At 59.2% G+C, this 15,200-nt stretch carries 14 protein-coding genes; 9 read left to right on the top strand and 5 right to left on the bottom strand.

Going from position 1 to position 15,200, the window contains the following annotated elements; translation table 11 throughout:
* Positions 1-179: 179 nt before the first annotated feature.
* The 5 genes from BLW08_RS13650 to dnaA all read right to left on the bottom strand — a co-directional run bounded on the left by BLW08_RS13650 (position 180) and on the right by dnaA (position 5,971).
* Entirely contained in the window at positions 180-734 is a 555-nt protein-coding gene (locus BLW08_RS13650; RefSeq protein ID WP_091325749.1) for a DciA family protein, read from the bottom strand.
* A complete protein-coding gene (gene recF / locus BLW08_RS13655; RefSeq protein ID WP_091325750.1) occupies positions 721-1,914 on the bottom strand; it encodes a DNA replication/repair protein RecF in 1,194 nt (397 codons plus the stop codon). The genes BLW08_RS13650 and recF overlap by 14 nt, the downstream gene beginning before the upstream one ends.
* A gap of 23 nt (positions 1,915-1,937) precedes the next feature.
* Positions 1,938-2,822 (bottom strand): phosphogluconate dehydrogenase (NAD(+)-dependent, decarboxylating), encoded by an 885-nt coding sequence (gene gnd / locus BLW08_RS13660; protein WP_090822142.1) that lies wholly within the window; start codon positions 2,820-2,822, stop codon positions 1,938-1,940.
* A gap of 42 nt (positions 2,823-2,864) precedes the next feature.
* On the bottom strand, positions 2,865-3,989 hold the full coding sequence (gene dnaN, locus BLW08_RS13665) for a DNA polymerase III subunit beta (protein WP_090822140.1): 1,125 nt from the start codon (positions 3,987-3,989) through the stop codon (positions 2,865-2,867).
* 563 nt (positions 3,990-4,552) lie between these two features.
* The gene (dnaA, locus tag BLW08_RS13670) at positions 4,553-5,971 is read right to left on the bottom strand and encodes a chromosomal replication initiator protein DnaA (RefSeq protein WP_024818846.1); all 1,419 of its coding nucleotides are present in this window, start codon (positions 5,969-5,971) and stop codon (positions 4,553-4,555) included.
* Positions 5,972-6,436: 465 nt separating this feature from the next.
* Between dnaA and rpmH the strand changes: the two genes are divergently transcribed.
* The 9 genes from rpmH (at position 6,437) to BLW08_RS23880 (ending at position 15,067) form a co-directional block, all read left to right on the top strand.
* Positions 6,437-6,574, top strand: coding sequence for a 50S ribosomal protein L34 (rpmH, locus tag BLW08_RS13675; protein WP_011776797.1), 138 nt, complete (start codon positions 6,437-6,439; stop codon positions 6,572-6,574).
* Positions 6,575-6,615: 41 nt separating this feature from the next.
* The gene (gene rnpA / locus BLW08_RS13680; protein ID WP_090822139.1) at positions 6,616-7,026 is read left to right on the top strand and encodes a ribonuclease P protein component; all 411 of its coding nucleotides are present in this window, start codon (positions 6,616-6,618) and stop codon (positions 7,024-7,026) included.
* 61 nt (positions 7,027-7,087) lie between these two features.
* Positions 7,088-7,441 (top strand): membrane protein insertion efficiency factor YidD, encoded by a 354-nt coding sequence (yidD, locus tag BLW08_RS13685; protein ID WP_254779881.1) that lies wholly within the window; start codon positions 7,088-7,090, stop codon positions 7,439-7,441.
* Positions 7,442-7,457: 16 nt separating this feature from the next.
* Positions 7,458-8,435 (top strand): membrane protein insertase YidC, encoded by a 978-nt coding sequence (yidC, locus tag BLW08_RS13690; RefSeq protein ID WP_062072211.1) that lies wholly within the window; start codon positions 7,458-7,460, stop codon positions 8,433-8,435.
* Complete coding sequence (locus tag BLW08_RS13695; protein WP_090822135.1) at positions 8,435-8,986, top strand: Jag family protein; 552 nt, start codon at positions 8,435-8,437, stop codon at positions 8,984-8,986. Before yidC ends, BLW08_RS13695 begins: the two co-directional genes overlap by 1 nt.
* A gap of 6 nt (positions 8,987-8,992) precedes the next feature.
* Complete coding sequence (rsmG, locus tag BLW08_RS13700) at positions 8,993-9,643, top strand: 16S rRNA (guanine(527)-N(7))-methyltransferase RsmG (RefSeq protein ID WP_090822133.1); 651 nt, start codon at positions 8,993-8,995, stop codon at positions 9,641-9,643.
* Between the two features lie 87 nt (positions 9,644-9,730).
* Positions 9,731-10,786 (top strand): ParA family protein, encoded by a 1,056-nt coding sequence (locus BLW08_RS13705; RefSeq protein ID WP_254779860.1) that lies wholly within the window; start codon positions 9,731-9,733, stop codon positions 10,784-10,786.
* A 67-nt stretch (positions 10,787-10,853) separates the two neighbouring features.
* Positions 10,854-12,083, top strand: a complete 1,230-nt coding sequence (locus tag BLW08_RS13710) for a ParB/RepB/Spo0J family partition protein (RefSeq protein WP_091325753.1) — start codon at positions 10,854-10,856, stop codon at positions 12,081-12,083.
* Positions 12,084-14,914: 2,831 nt separating this feature from the next.
* Positions 14,915-15,067 (top strand): hypothetical protein, encoded by a 153-nt coding sequence (locus BLW08_RS23880; RefSeq protein WP_175538701.1) that lies wholly within the window; start codon positions 14,915-14,917, stop codon positions 15,065-15,067.
* Positions 15,068-15,200: the final 133 nt, after the last annotated feature.

The following is a 15,200-nucleotide window of genomic DNA, read 5'->3' on the forward strand; positions in this document are numbered from 1 at the left end:
CCGGCGCTCAGTGATCTACGCCAATTCTATCGTGGATACGCGTGAATCCTTGCAAATACGGGGGCAGCCGAGAGCTGAATATGCCCATGGGAGGCCACTGGCCCTATCTGCAATGGCCCTGCGGTGGTCCCGATGGGGGTCCATACGGCTCAGGGGCGTTCAATCGCCCTGCACGCCGTTTAGCCGTACGTGTCCCTGGGGCCCCGACCATTGACACTTCGCCCGCCTTTTCGCCAACTCGGAGCCGAGGGCCCCAACACCTGGATGCTGGTGACCACCCCTTCGCCGAGCTCATTGCGGAACATCTCCAGCAAACTGCTGCTCAACAACCGCAGTTGCGTGGCCCATGCCGTGGAATCGCATCGCACATGCAGGGTTGTATCGGTGAAACTCTCCGGGGTGCAGTGGGCCGAAATATCCGCACCAACCAGGGTCTCCCATTCCGCCATGACAGAGCCAACCGCCACAGGAGACGTCCAGCCGCGTTCAGCCACCAGACGGCCAACCACATTTCCCAGGCCCAAGGGATCCCTGCCGCTGCCGTGGAACTGGGCAAAACCCCTTGTATCGCGCAGGCCCTTGCGTTTCGGGGCAGAACCAGGCCGTGGGGCTCTCTGCCGCACTTCTCCCCGGGCTGCAGCGGCCTCGCGCATGCGGTTCAGGGCCGCTTGGGCAGCATCAATCTCGTCCGGATCGCGTCCAGGTTGAAGTCCGTCGCGGCTATCCTTCGCCATCGATGCCTCCCGGAACAACGGTTACGCGCCGTCCGGCCAGCTCCTCAGGGATATCTGCGTCGACGGCGGCAGTCACCAGTACCTGCTCGGCACCGGCAACTATTGCAGCAAGTTTACGCCGCCGCTGGACATCGAGTTCGGCAAAAACATCGTCCAGGATGAGAATCGGCGCGGTGCCACCGGTGCGGGCATCATCCAGCATCACATAGTAGGAAGCCAGCCGCAGGGATAAGCACATGGACCACGTTTCGCCGTGGGAGGCATAGCCCTTGGCGGGGGCTTGGCCCAGGATAAGTTCAAGTTCATCCCTGTGCGGACCTACCAGCGAAATCCCACGCTCCAGTTCCTTTTTCCGGGACATTGCGAAAGCCTGGATGTAGCGTTCAGTGAGTTCGTCTACCGACAAGAGCCGGAGGTCATCAACCGACGGCGAAGGTTCCGTTCCGTGATCGGCCGGGCCGCCGTCGTCGTCCAGGACGCCTTGGATGGTTGACCTGTAGATGGCACCGGCGTCCTTGGACCCGTCGGTGAGCTGCGCATAAGCGTTGTTCAAGTGGGGACGCAATCGTTCCACGAGTTCAAGGCGGGCGTGCAGGAGTTCGGCACCTGCCCGGGCCATGTGCTGGTCCCAAACATCCAGTGTCGCTTCGTGGCCGGCGGTGAATTTGCCGGCACGGGCCGATTTCAGGAGGGCGTTCCGCTGCTTCAGGACGCGATCGTAGTCACTTCGAGTGGCCGCATGGCGCGGAACAAGGCTGACCAACAACTCATCCAGGAAGCGCCTGCGGTTCGACGGGTCACCCTTGACGAGCGCCAGGTCCTCCGGCGCGAACAATACTGTTTGGCAGATGCCCAAAATATCCCTGGCGCGGACAGGGTTGCTTCGGTTGATGCGGCCCCGGTTGGCGCGTCCGGCATTGATCTCCAGCTCGATGACCGTTGACTGCTCTCCGCGGACCAGCCTGGCACGGATCATGGCGCGCTCTGCGCCGAAGCGGAGCAAAGGCGCATCCGTGCTCACCCGATGTGAACTCAGCGTGGCCAGGTACCCGATGGCTTCCATCAGATTTGTCTTGCCGATTCCGTTGGAACCAACCAGGACAGTCACGCCGGGGCCGAGCTTCAGGTCAACCTGTGCATAGCTGCGGAAATCCGTCAGCGAAAGATGTTCTAGGTACACGCCGTTTGCAGGACTCCTGCGGCCTAGTTGGCCGGACGGGTGGCGTGCCCGCCAAACTGATGGCGCAGGGCGGAAACCATCTTCATGGCAGGAGAGTTGTCTTCACGGGAAGAGAAACGGGCGAACAGTGCAGCCGTGATTGCCGGAGCCGGTACAGCGTTGGCAATGGCTTCCTCCACCGTCCAGCGGCCTTCGCCTGAGTCCTCAACGTAATCATCAATCGAGGCCAGACCAGGATCTTCGTCCAGTGCTTTGACCATAAGATCCAAGAGCCAGGACCGGACGACGGTTCCTTTTTGCCACGCACGGAACGTCCCCGGAAGGTCCTTCACGATGTCCTTGGCTGCCAGTAGTTCGTAGCCTTCCGCGTAGGCCTGCATGAGGCCGTACTCGATGCCGTTGTGGACCATCTTGGCGTAGTGGCCGGCGCCGACTCCGCCAACGTGAACGAAGCTGTCCGCGCGTTCGCCTTCAGGGCGCAAGGCATCGAAGACCGGCATGGCAAGCTCGATGTCTTCATCGGCCCCGCCAGCCATGAGTCCGTAACCGTTCTCCAAGCCCCACACACCGCCGGAAACTCCGCAATCGGCAAAGCGGATGCTCTTCTCCGCGAGTGCAGCAGCGTGCTTCTGATCTTCGGTGAAGCGTGAGTTGCCGCCGTCTATCACCAGATCGCCGGGGCTGAGCTTGTCGCCGAGTTCCGTCACGACAGAATCGGTGATGGCGCCTGACGGAACCATGACCCACACGAGTCGCGGAGTGGGCAGAGCGGCAATGAGTTCATCCACTGACGCGACATCGGTGACGTCCGGATTGCGGTCGAAACCCGTGACCTCGATGCCGCCGTTCCGCATGCGTTCCCGCATGTTGAACCCCATTTTTCCAAGGCCGATCAGTCCGATGTGCACAGTGCAAACTCTTTTCTGCGAAAGCGGGTGGGTGCTTGCCGATTAGTTGGGAAGGCGGACCGGCATCACGAGGTAGCGGTAGTCGTCCTGGTCTTCGCCGTCCGCTTCAGCCTGGGCCGTAATCATGGCCGGCTTGGGGGCGGTGGTGAAGGAGAAGCGAACGTACTTGGTTTCGATGACGCTCAAGCCTTCAACGAGGTAATGCGGGTTGAAGGCAACGGTGATGTCTTCGCCGGAAAGCTGGGCCTCAAGTTCTTCGGAAGCCTGCGCGTCCTCGCCTGTACCGGCGTCGAGGTTCAGCAGACCCTGGGTGAAGGCAAGCCGCACCGGAGTGTTGCGTTCGGCAACGAGCGATACACGGCGGACAGCCTCCACCAGTTCCTGGGTTTGAACCGTGGCATGAATGGGCGTGGAATCCGGGAAAAGGGAGCGGATCTTGGGGTAGTCGCCGTCCACCAGAAGTGAGGTGGTGGTGCGCCCGCCACTTTCAAAGCCGATGAGGCGGCTGTCGTCGTCAGCCAGGGCCAGGTTGATGTCGCCGCTGCCACCGAGGGTCTTGGCAACCTCGTTCAGAGTCTTGGACTTCACCAAAGCGCTGGTGGAAATTCCAGGGGTGACGGGCTTCCAGGGAACTTCGCGCATGGCAAGGCGGTAACGGTCTGTGGCGAGGAGCGTGATGAGATCGTCTTCGATCTCCATGCGAACGCCAGTGAGGATCGGCAAGGTGTCGTCCTTGCTGGCCGCGATGATGACCTGGGAAACGGCCTGGGCAAAAGCATCACCAGGCAAGGTGCCGCTGATTGCCGGCAAAGCCGGGAGTGCCGGGTATTCGGATTCAGGCATGGTGGCCAGGTGGAAGCTGCTTCGGCGGCAGCTCAGTGTGACTTTGCTTCCGTCGGTTTCGACTTCGACCGGCGCAGAGGGGAGGCTGCGGCAGATGTCTGCCAACAAGCGTCCTGATACCAGGATGGTGCCCTCAACGGCGATGTCTGCGGGAATTTCCAAGCGAGCCGAGGTCTCGTAGTCGAAGCTCGAGAGGCTAACGGTGCCTGCTTCGGCTTTGAGCAGGAGACCGGAAAGCACCGGTACGGGCGGCCGCGGAGACAACGACCGCGCGGTCCACGTAACGGCTTCTGCCAGGACGTCGCGGTCGACTCTGAACTTCACGGAAGGGTGCCGCCTTTCATTGCTGCTGCCATGTAATAGCTGCGGATTCCTGCTTGGAGTCCGCTAAGTCTTCGCAGTCCGGCACCGGAACCTGCATGGTCCGCACTCAGCGAACTACAAACAGACCCAAGGATGGGAGCGCTGCTGACAGCTTAGCCGGAAGATCCGCGATTAACCCATCCCCGTTCGGACGGACCCTGCGTATGTGGACAGCCGCAGGCTGGCCTCGGCCTGGCCGGTGGCCGGGCTCGAAGTGTGGCAGAACGAGATTGTTATTTGAGGGATTTCAATTTTTTGGGATTCGTAGTGTTAATAACTGCTGTGGAAACTGTGGATAACCCCATCTCGCCGCGCAGTTCCGCGGTTAAGCCCTGTTCACGGACTGTGCGTTAACTGGGTTTTAAACAGGGTGTGGATGGGGACAACTCCCAGGGCCGTTTTTAACGATCCACAGACGGCTTAAGGGTTTTAAGCCCATTAAGCACGCTTGTCCCCTTAAGTATCCACAGGCTTATCCACATGCACCTGTTAATAAGGTATGTAGTGGCGGGTGCGATGTGGGTTCAGGAGTCGCGCTGCTGCTGTTTGATGCGGTTGGTCAGCTCGGTGACCTGGTTGTAAATCACACGACGCTCTGCCATCAGCTCGCGGATCTTGCGGTCCGCATGGATGACTGTGGTGTGATCGCGTCCACCGAGCTCCTGCCCGATCTTGGGCAGCGACATGTCCGTCAGCTCGCGGCACAAGTACATGGCTATTTGCCGCGCAGTGACCAAGGTCCGTGTGCGGGACTTGCTGCAAAGCTCTTCCATGCTGAGCTTGAAGTAGTCGGCAGTCTGGTCGAGGATCTGCTTTGCCGTGATTTCCTGGGCGCCGTCATCAGTGATCAGGTCCTTGAGGACCATCTCGGCAAGGGCTACGTCCACGGGCTGGCGGTTGAGGCTCGCAAAGGCGGTAACGCGGATCAGAGCGCCTTCGAGTTCACGGATGTTGCTGGAGATCTTCGAAGCGATGTACTCCAGGGCATCGTCCGGTGCCGAGAGACCCTCGCTAAGACCCTTCTTGCGGAGGATAGCGATGCGCGTCTCGAGTTCGGGCGGCTGGATGTCCGTCAGCAGGCCCCATTCGAAGCGGGATGTCATGCGGTCCTCGAAGCCGGCGAGCATCTTGGGCGGCTGGTCCGAGGTGATCACAACCTGCTTGTTGGCGTTGTGCAGCGCGTTGAACGTGTGGAAGAACTCTTCCTGGGTCCGGTCTTTGCCCGCCAGGAACTGGATGTCATCGATCAGGAGCACGTCCACGTTGCGGTACGTGGTTTTGAAGCTGGTGCCTTCATCGTCACGGATGGAGTTGATGAAGTCGTTGGTGAACTCTTCGGAGTTCACGTAGCGGACCCGGATCCCGCTGTAGAGCCGGCGGGCATAGTGACCGATCGCGTGGAGCAAGTGGGTCTTACCGAGACCCGAATCACCGTAGATGAACAGCGGGTTGTAGGCCTTCGCCGGCGCTTCCGCCACAGCCACTGCCGCAGCGTGTGCAAAGCGGTTGGAAGAACCGATCACGAAAGTATCGAAAATGTACTTCGGGTTCAGGCGCCCGAATTCATGCGAGGTACTCGGGGGTGTGGGCTGCGGCTTCGGCTCGGCGAAGTCGGAAACAGCAGAAAGTTCGACGACGGGTTCCGGCTCAGCGTGGACGGGCACCAGATCGGTATCAACGTCGATTGCGCAGCGGATGTCGTCCGAGAAGACATTGCGGAGGGCATCATCCAAAGCGTCCTTGACCTGCGTCTGGAGGACTTCGCGGGTGAGTTCGTTGGGTACGGCCACCAGCAGAGTTGAACCGATGAGGCCCTGAGCCTGGGCGAGGATGACGAAACCGCGCTGACGGGGTGAAACCCGGTCGTCCTGTTCCATGAGGCTCAGCACCCTGCGCCAGGAACTTCCGACAGTGTTGGCGTGGTTGGCTTCGTCTACTGTCATCAATCAGTTCCTAAATACTTGCTTGCCGGCGTTGCTGGCAGCCGAAGTCACTCCGGCGGCGCTGTTCTGGGCAATAATCCACAGAGTTATACACAGCGGGTGGACAATGGGCTACTGAGCCACTCTAGGGGATGAAATCGCTAGAAGATAGCTGGGAAGTTGCCTGTGGATAATTACACCGGTGTGGTTCTGGAAAGTGGCCTGTGAGCCACTTCATCCACAGGTTGGGAACGGTGGTTGGACACAGCTGTGGATAGGCCTCCGGCAGGCTCCCGGTTTGACTGTGGGTGCCTTTTTGCCCTAACGTTGTGAAGTCCTTTGTGTCCGCTTTTGAGATCAGTTGTAACTCCGTACGTTCACCGTGCGGGAGGCAACGGCGGCAGGCACATACAAAACTTAGCGTCGGCCAGTTCTTCCCCTTTTTTGATCGGGTGGGCGCACCTTTGATCCACTGGAGTAACTAACGTGAGCAAGCGGACTTTTCAGCCGAATAACCGCCGTCGGGCCAAGAAGCACGGCTTCCGCCTTCGTATGCGCACCCGTGCCGGCCGCGCCATCCTGGCTGCCCGTCGCGGCAAGGGCCGCGTCGAACTGTCGGCGTAAATAACTGACTTGTCGGTCAGGGTCTTTTTGCGGGTTCGACGGTGCTAGCCACCCCTAACCGTCTGCGGACGTCTACCGACTTTTCAACAACTGTACGTTCCGGCGTCCGCAATGGACGCCGGAACTTAGTGTTATATACGGCCTCTATCGGGGCCGGGGAGCCGAGTCGAATCGGCTTCATTGTCTCCAAAGCCGTCGGGAACGCCGTGACCAGGAACCTCGTTAAGAGGAGACTGAGAGAAGCAGGCGCACTTTCCTTGCACACGCATGGAACGGGTCTGGCGGTCGTGGTCCGGGCGTTGCCCGCAGCTGCATCTGCCAGCTGGGAGCAACTGCTCTCGGACTACAACGCCGCACTGGCAGTGACGACGAAGCGATTGAGTGGTTCAGCTCCACGCAACGCTTCGACTGAACACAACGGCACCACAACGGAAGGGACACCGCGTGCATGACATAAGCACCGCCGTCGTTCCTTCTTCAAGCGCGCCCTCCGGACAGGTTCCCTCGAGGAATCTGTCCGCTGCGGTGGGCACCTTCCTTTGGGATTTGCCGCGCAACATCCTCATTCTCTTGCTGAAGACGTATCGCAAGGTCATCTCGCCCCTGTACGGCCAGGTTTGCCGTTTCTTTCCCTCCTGCTCGGCCTACGCCTTGGAAGCAGTGACGGTGCACGGCGCCGTGAAGGGTAGCTGGCTTGCAGCCAAGAGGCTCGCCAAATGCCACCCCTGGAACGCTGGTGGAGTGGATCATGTCCCCGCCGGCCATCGTCATTGGCCCGAAGGCCAGACGCCCACAATTGTTGTACTGAACAATCCGGACCAGTTCCTGGCTGCTCAGGCTGATGAAGAAGGCCGCTCGGCGGCCTAACGAATAGGGATATCGTATGGACTTCTTTGAAACAATCATGTTTCCGTTCAAGTGGCTGGTGTCAATCATCATGGTTGGCTTCCACGAGGGACTGAGCTTCATTGGCCTGCCCGCCGCGAACGGCTGGACGTGGACTCTGTCTATCATCGGCCTCGTGTTGGTGATCCGTGCCGCCCTGATTCCTGTCTTCGTCAAGCAGATTAAAGCCCAGCGCGGTATGCAGCTCCTGCAGCCGGACCTGAAGAAACTTCAGACCAAGTACAAGGGCAAGACCGATCAGCTCTCCCGCCAGGCCATGGCGCAGGAGCAGATGGCGCTGTACAAGAAGCACGGGACCAACCCGTTCTCGGCATGTTTGCCGATGCTGATCCAGATGCCGTTCTTCTTCGCGCTGTTCCAGGTGTTGTCGGGTATCACCGCGGCCCGAAACAGCGGCAAGGGCATCGGGGCAATGAGTGCCGACCAGGTTGTCCAGTTCGATGAATCCAGCATCTTTGGTGCCCCGCTCTCTGCATCGCTGCTCCACGGTGGTGCTGGTGGCAACGAGGTCGCAGTCTGGATTCTCTCCATCGTGATGATCGTGGCCATGACGGCCTCGCAGTTCATCACCCAGAAGCAGATCATGGCCAAGAACATGTCCGAAGAGGCCATGGCCAGCCCGTTCATGCGGCAGCAGAAGATGATGCTCTACATCCTGCCGCTCGTGTTCGGTATCGGTGGCATCAACTTCCCCATCGGCGTCCTCATCTACTGGACCACCACCAACCTCTGGACCATGGGCCAGCAGTTCTTTGTCATCCGCCGTATGCCCACCCCGGGCTCACCCGCTGCCAAGGCACTGGAGGAACGACGCGCCGCCAAGGGCCTCCCGCCGTTGCTGGGTGGCAAGAAGACCGCGGACGCTGCCGCTGAAGCCGAAGCTGCTGCCGCTGCAGCAGCCGAGATCCGTGCCCAGCGCGTCCAGCCACAACGTAAGAACAGGAAGAAGAAGTAATGTCTGCCGAGAGCACCGAAGAAGTTATTGCCCCTGTGACTGAAGAGCAGGAAGCCTCCACGGAAGAAACCCAGTCCAAGACGGCCAGCCGTTTGGAAGAGGAAGGCGACATTGCCGCCGACTACCTCGAGGAACTCCTGGATATCGCCGACATCGACGGCGACATCGACATTGAAGTCCGCAACGGACGCACCTACATCTCCATCGGCGCCGATGAAGAATCCGCCGCTTTGGACAGCCTGGTAGGGCGCGACGGTGAAGTTCTTGAGGCACTGCAGGAGCTTGCGCGGCTCTCCGTTCTTTCTGCAACGGAAAACCGCTCGCGTCTGGTTCTGGACATCAACGGATACCGCAAGGAGCGTGCGGGCGTCCTTCAGCAGATCGCCGATGACGCCGTTGCCAAGGTGAAGTCCGACGGCGGAACTGTCGCCCTTGAGCCGATGAGCGCTTACGAACGCAAGATCGTGCACGACGCTGTCGCCGACCTCGGATTCGTTTCCGAGTCCGAAGGCGAAGGCGCTGGCCGCCACATCGTTGTATCGGCTGACTAGCAGCTCATGGTTGAAATTACCGCAGCTGAACTGGAAGCGGCAGAGAAGATTTTTGGGGAGCGCCTGGATCTTGCCAAGCGCTACGTGGAACACCTCGCAACGTCAGGAACTGAGCGTGGGTTGATTGGTCCGCGCGAGATTCCCCGTTTGTGGAGCCGGCATGTTCTCAACTGTGCCGTCATTGAATCCGCGATTGCCATGGACAGCCACGTGGCTGACGTCGGATCCGGCGCAGGCCTCCCGGGCCTCTGCCTGGCGATTGCCCGTCCAGACCTGGAACTGACGCTGATTGAGCCGCTGGAACGCCGAGTCATCTGGCTGCAGGAAGTCGTGGACGACCTCGGCCTGGACAACGTCACCATCATGAGGACGCGTGCCGAACTGGCAGTTGGAATGGTGGACGCGGATGTGGTGACGGCCCGAGCGGTGTCTGCACTCACCAACTTGGCAGGACTGACCATCCCCCTCCTGAATGGCCACGGCGAAGTAGTTGCCATCAAGGGCCGCAGTGCTGCCGAGGAGATTGAGAAGGCAAAGAAGGTCATACGCAAACTTGGCGGCGTGGAAACGTCCGTTGTTGTTTGTGGACAGGAGCTTTTGGAGGAACCCACCACCGTGGTGAGGATTATCGTCAACAAGCCCGGAAAGACGGCGTAGGTCCCGCTCGGTTTCCCGCGTGTCGGCGGCTGAGCGGTTAGGCTAGAGAACGGCAGCAAGCGCCGAATGAGAGTGAGAGTGTGACCAGTGGGCAGTAGTGAAACCTCCACGCAGCGGATCCCCCCGTTTATGTCTTTGGGGTCCGCGCGGGCCATGGCCACACCCTCTGCGTCCCTTCAATCCGCGATTGTGCGCACTAATTCAGTTGATAATGCGGCCGTTTCACGTGAAACCGTTTCAGATGGAGTGCACAACGTCATGGATTCCATTGATGATTCAAGCCCCATCGCCCGCCAGCTGGCCAACGAGACCCGGCGTCGTGAGCGCTTGATAGGCCGCGAACTGCCCAAGCCGGAGGGGACACGGATCTTCACAGTGTCCAACCAGAAGGGCGGAGTGGGTAAGACCACTACGACGGTCAACATCGCAGCTGCCTTGGCGTCCGCCGGACTCAACGTCCTGGTGATCGACATCGATCCGCAGGGCAACGCATCGACGGCCTTGGGCATCGAGCACCATGCCGATGTGGACAGCATCTACGATGTCCTGATAAATGACCTCCCCTTGAAGGATGTTGTGGCGCCGTGCCCTGACATCCCCAATCTGATCTGCGCGCCCGCCACTATTCACCTGGCTGGCGCTGAGATCGAACTCGTGTCACTGGTGGCCCGCGAGCAGCGGCTCCGACGTGCCATTGACGTCTACGCCAAGGAGCGGGAGAAGAACGGTGAAGGCCGGCTGGACTTCATCTTCATCGATTGCCCACCCAGCCTGGGACTGCTCACCGTCAACGCGTTCTGCGCAGCCAGCGAAGTCCTCATTCCCATCCAGTGCGAGTACTACGCCCTGGAAGGCTTGAGCCAGCTACTCAAAAACATTGAGATGATCCAGAAGCACCTCAACGCTGATCTGGTAGTTTCCACAATCCTTTTGACCATGTATGACGGCCGGACGAACCTTGCCGCTCAAGTCGCATCAGAGGTCCGCCAGCACTTCCCCGAGCAGGTCCTCAGTGCTGTGGTTCCGCGCTCTGTACGCATCTCTGAGGCGCCGAGCTACCAGCAGACGGTCATGACCTACGATCCTTCATCGAGCGGCGCGCTGTCCTATATGGAAGCCGCCGCCGAAATCGCTGAACGCTAGAATTCTTGAAACACTGCAACAGCTTGAGCCGGTCCGTGCTCGGCTATTCCATCGGAGGGATGAATCAATGAGCGAAAAGCGAAGGGGCCTCGGCAGGGGTCTTGGGGCTCTCATTCCCAGCTCTGCAGGAGCTCAGGGGAATGGCGCTGCACCATCCCGTCCTGTGGATCTGTTCTTCCCTGAGGCACGCAAGACTGCAGAGTCCACAGTAGATGCTGCTTCTGATGACCTGAGTGCCGCTGTTTCCAAGGAGTCCCCGGAAAAGACTTCCGCTGCCTCTGCGTCCAGGGCAAAGAGCGCTGCTGCGAAGCCTGTCGCCAAGGCGACCCCGGCCAAGTCCCCGACGTCCAAGCCGGCGGCAAAGCGGGCTGCTTCCAAAGAGGTACCGGCAGAGGAGCCCAAGCCGACGCCGGTTGAGGCGCCCTCTACTGAGCACGCTCCATCCGCTCCGTCCGCCAATGATGTTGAGCTGGTAGAGGTTCCCGGTGCCAGGTTTGCTGAGATTCCGGTGGGCGATATCCACCCGAACCGTAAGCAGCCCAGATCCGTCTTCGATGAAGACGACATGGCTGAGTTGGTGCACTCCGTAAGGGAAATCGGCGTTCTCCAGCCAATTGTTGTACGTACTTCAACTGAAAAAGGTGGAGAACCGTATGAGCTCGTCATGGGTGAACGTCGCTGGCGTGCAGTACAGGCCGCGGGACTCGAAACTATCCCTGCCATTGTTCGTGATACGACGGATGACGACCTTCTCCGTGACGCTCTCCTCGAGAACCTTCACCGCAGTCAGCTGAACCCTTTGGAAGAAGCAGCTGCCTATCAGCAGCTCTTGGAAGACTTTGGTACCACGCACGAGCAGCTGGCGGACCGCATCGGCCGCTCACGCCCACAGGTATCAAACACACTGCGCTTGCTGAAGCTTCCACCGCTGGTGCAGCGTCGGGTTGCGGCGAGTGTTCTGTCTGCCGGCCATGCTCGAGCTTTGCTCGCACTCCCTGATGCTGCTGCTATGGAGCGCCTCGCTCAGAAGATCGTGGCTGAGGGAATGTCCGTTCGGGCCACGGAAGAAGCCGTTGCCCTGTACCAGGACCCCACAACGCCTGCGAAGAGCAGCATTCCAAAGCCAAATGCACGCCACGAACGTCTTGATTACTTGGCGTCGTCTCTTTCGGATCGCCTGGATACCAATGTGAAGATCACCCTTGGTGCTCGGAAGGGCCGCGTGAGCATCGAGTTCGCCAGCGTCGAGGACCTCAACCGCATCATGGATGTCCTGGGTCCAGGCGCAGAGGAGTAATTAACAAATCAACTGAAGGGGCTCACTTTATAAGTGGGCCCCTTTCTTGTTTGCCTCTAGGATGAGCAGTTTGTTGGTTTGGGGGCGGATTGATCATGCGTTGGGCCCCGCATGTTCAGTGTTCATTGACATGTTTCACGTGAAACTTGTCAGCGGAACAAGGTTCTGACGGCCGCATGTAGGAGACACAACTGCAAAGTCGAATTTCCTGTTCCCCTCGACGCGGAGATAGCGCTGGACTGATGAGTCTCAGTGACATGAGCGTCTATCCCTAGTGTGGCAATTCGGTGGCCCAATGCAGAACCACGTTGCCTGCCAGCTTTGAGGGCGTGATGGTGCGTTGATGGACTAAGGGCTTCATCGCTAAATCTCTACGCATTCATCGACTGCCGACGAATCTGGCCATGGGCGGTGTACGGCTAGGTGCCGGTCTGGGAGGCTCGGATGCCCGTAAGGGCTCCGCTGCGGTAGTTGGCCAACAATGGAGGGCTTCCTGAATGCGGGGAACCAACTTGGACCAGCTCGGTAGTTTCAGACCGGAGGCCTTGAGCTCAGTCCAGATTCAGCAAGGTGAACGCCTGGAGCACGTCGGGCAGTTCTGAATCCGGGACCGCCCTTACGCTGTTTCACGTGAAACAGCCCGATTCATCGAGCTATCCGGGTTCCAATCCTCCGCGCAGTTTCACGTGAAACACTACTTCTGCGCAGCAATTGAGAGGGTAATGTCCCGCAGATGCGCCTTTCGATTCAGATTCTTCCGGGAAGCAGCTTCTGTTTGCCTACTGTGCGCGAGTTGGGCTGAACGGAGAGGTACCCGTACGACTCGGGACGACCGAATTGCTCATGATTCGGCATAAAGAAGGGCAATTCGACGCTCGGCGCCCTGCCAAAGGGGATTCAACCTGTGGACTCCATGTGTGGTGTAGCAGATTGGATGCTTGGATGTCAGCTTGCGCAGCTCGTCACTTGGCTGCCCAATGTCTTCGCACTAAGTACTATCGATACCAAGTTCTCCTACAAGGCGGAACCATTGGGCTGCGCTCACTCAGACTCGATGTTGTCATTATCTTTGTGCCTGGACTCCCCAGAGGGATCAGCGCAACAGACTCTTCAGGGCTTGCTTGTAGGTGGGCGGCTTCCGTCACTCACTGACACCACGGCACTGGCACCGCGTCGAATTTGCATGCGTCAACCGCTTTCAGAGCCGCCGTTTCACGTGAAACATTAGGGTAAGGAACGCTTCGCAGCGCAGAGAATGTTAGCTGGCTTGGTCGCTTGTACTGAACAGGAAGCATTCAATGGCCACTTGAGACGCGCGAAATGCTCCTGGACGTAGAAGCGTGGCGGGGGGGTAATCCGACCGTGGGCAGTATGAGAGTGAGTTTCCGCAGAGTCTGCTTAGGCGGCGACCCACGCCTAGCTGGCTCTTAGTACCTGGTTTCACGTGAAACATGGATTGCCGCGTAGGAATGAAACCGTATGTGGCCTAGATTTCGGTCGGTTCTACTAACCCTACGCTCGGGGTGGTCACGCTGAGCCCTGGTGGCGGATCCTCACCCGCTGGTGTCAGGCTTGGCGGCTATGGAATTTCTTCCACCGTGGCCATTTGGATGCAGCGTCAAAGTTGGTCCATGTAAGGCAAGACGCAATGGCCGAACAGCGATCAGACTCCCCCGTGCAACTGCGTCTTCGCTCTATGCTGGGGTTCGCATCTGCAGCTCGCCACCCTGGATATCCGCAGTGGTGGGTGCTCGCCAACATCCCGAGAGCTACCGTGCACTGTCCACAGAACGCTTTCCCTCGTCGACGGGTAAGAAGGCCGTCCTTTAGCGAATCTTGGATACGCCTCTGAGTACCGGACACCGGTGCCGGTCGACGCCGGTTGTTGTCATTGGCTCCTGCTTCAGTACGATCTGGGTCCGATCCGTTGAAGGTGGGACTGGGCTTGCGGGCAATTTTGTAACCGAGGCAATTGGTTTGCCCTTGTCGTGCCCGATCCAGGCGCAGTAGGCATCCCCGCCCGGCACAGTGTTCATGGGGTTGGGCGGGTCCGGAGCACGGAGGGACACCATGCGATGCCCTGATTTTCCTGAGCACACCCTTGGCAACGCTAGGGCCCACCGGCGACTTCCAGGCGGGTCATCTGTATACCGTCCGCCGCTTTGGTGGATGCTGCGGCACTGACGCCCAATGGACGATGAGAGGTTCCGCGTGGATGCCTGGTGACCATGATGTATTGATGCCGGACAAGCTTAGAAGTCGAATCGCAGTCAGTGAAGCTGCAATCTCTTGTCGGCTGGAGTCACTTCCCTACGGAGACAGATTCCCCGTGAACGTATTGGTGCGGGGGTATCGGGCGTCGATGTACATCTGCCCCCCCAGCTTCATCTGTGAGGCAGGAAAGGTACGGGGCTTCAGCTAGTCCATGACGACCCGACGAAAAGCTGAGGCTCCCCCGTGCTCACGGAATCACTGGGGCCACCGTTGAAGTCACTCACAGCCCTTCTAGGGGTTGCTGGGAAGCCGTGCTTGCAGCCTACATTCAAGGTGCTGACGCTCTCAGCAGGAGTACATAATGCTTGCAGACCCCATCCGTTCAGGCGGCGGATTGGTCCGATGTTGATGGCAGGTATGTGGTGCGACTTCTGGGCTGCAGTCTCGAGGACGTTCGTAAGAGCTGGACTTGTTCCGAGTTGCAGTGGAATGTTTGCTTGGGCGACTGTTTGACGTAGTGGTGTCGGAGATCCCACGGCGTCATGTTTCACGTGAAACGAGACAAATCCGACTGTAGCTCCAACGCCCTGGGAGCAGGCAATTGTAGATTCGCCACAGTGGACAACCCGGTGGATATCCCTGTGGAAAACATTGGGGATAACTTTGTGGAGAACAAGCTCATCCACGTCGACGCTCGTACTCTCATATGCCGCCAGCTGGCATGGCCCGAGGCCGGCACCAGGGGACTGAATTTGGATTGGCTCGAATAGTCCCTGGAGCACAGCTTCGGCGGTGTGAGCAATCGCATATAGCCCGGTATTCATTGATTTCTGGCCGACTGGCTTCGGTTCCTCCACGGTTTACCCGTAGAGCAGGAGATGGACGTCTTAGCGCGTGGATACC

Source organism: Arthrobacter sp. cf158, assembly GCF_900106835.1.
GTDB lineage: Bacteria > Actinomycetota > Actinomycetes > Actinomycetales > Micrococcaceae > Arthrobacter.

Bases quoted from the DNA above. Each gene is read 5' to 3' on its own strand.
- BLW08_RS13650 (WP_091325749.1), bottom strand. From the start codon at position 734: ATGGCGAAGGATAGCCGCGACGGACTTCAACCTGGACGCGATCCGGAC.
- dnaA (WP_024818846.1), bottom strand. From the start codon at position 5,971: ATGACAGTAGACGAAGCCAACCACGCCAACACTGTCGGAAGTTCCTGG.
- yidC (WP_062072211.1), top strand. From the start codon at position 7,458: ATGGACTTCTTTGAAACAATCATGTTTCCGTTCAAGTGGCTGGTGTCA.
- BLW08_RS13695 (WP_090822135.1), top strand. From the start codon at position 8,435: ATGTCTGCCGAGAGCACCGAAGAAGTTATTGCCCCTGTGACTGAAGAG.
- rsmG (WP_090822133.1), top strand. From the start codon at position 8,993: ATGGTTGAAATTACCGCAGCTGAACTGGAAGCGGCAGAGAAGATTTTT.
- BLW08_RS13710 (WP_091325753.1), top strand. From the start codon at position 10,854: ATGAGCGAAAAGCGAAGGGGCCTCGGCAGGGGTCTTGGGGCTCTCATT.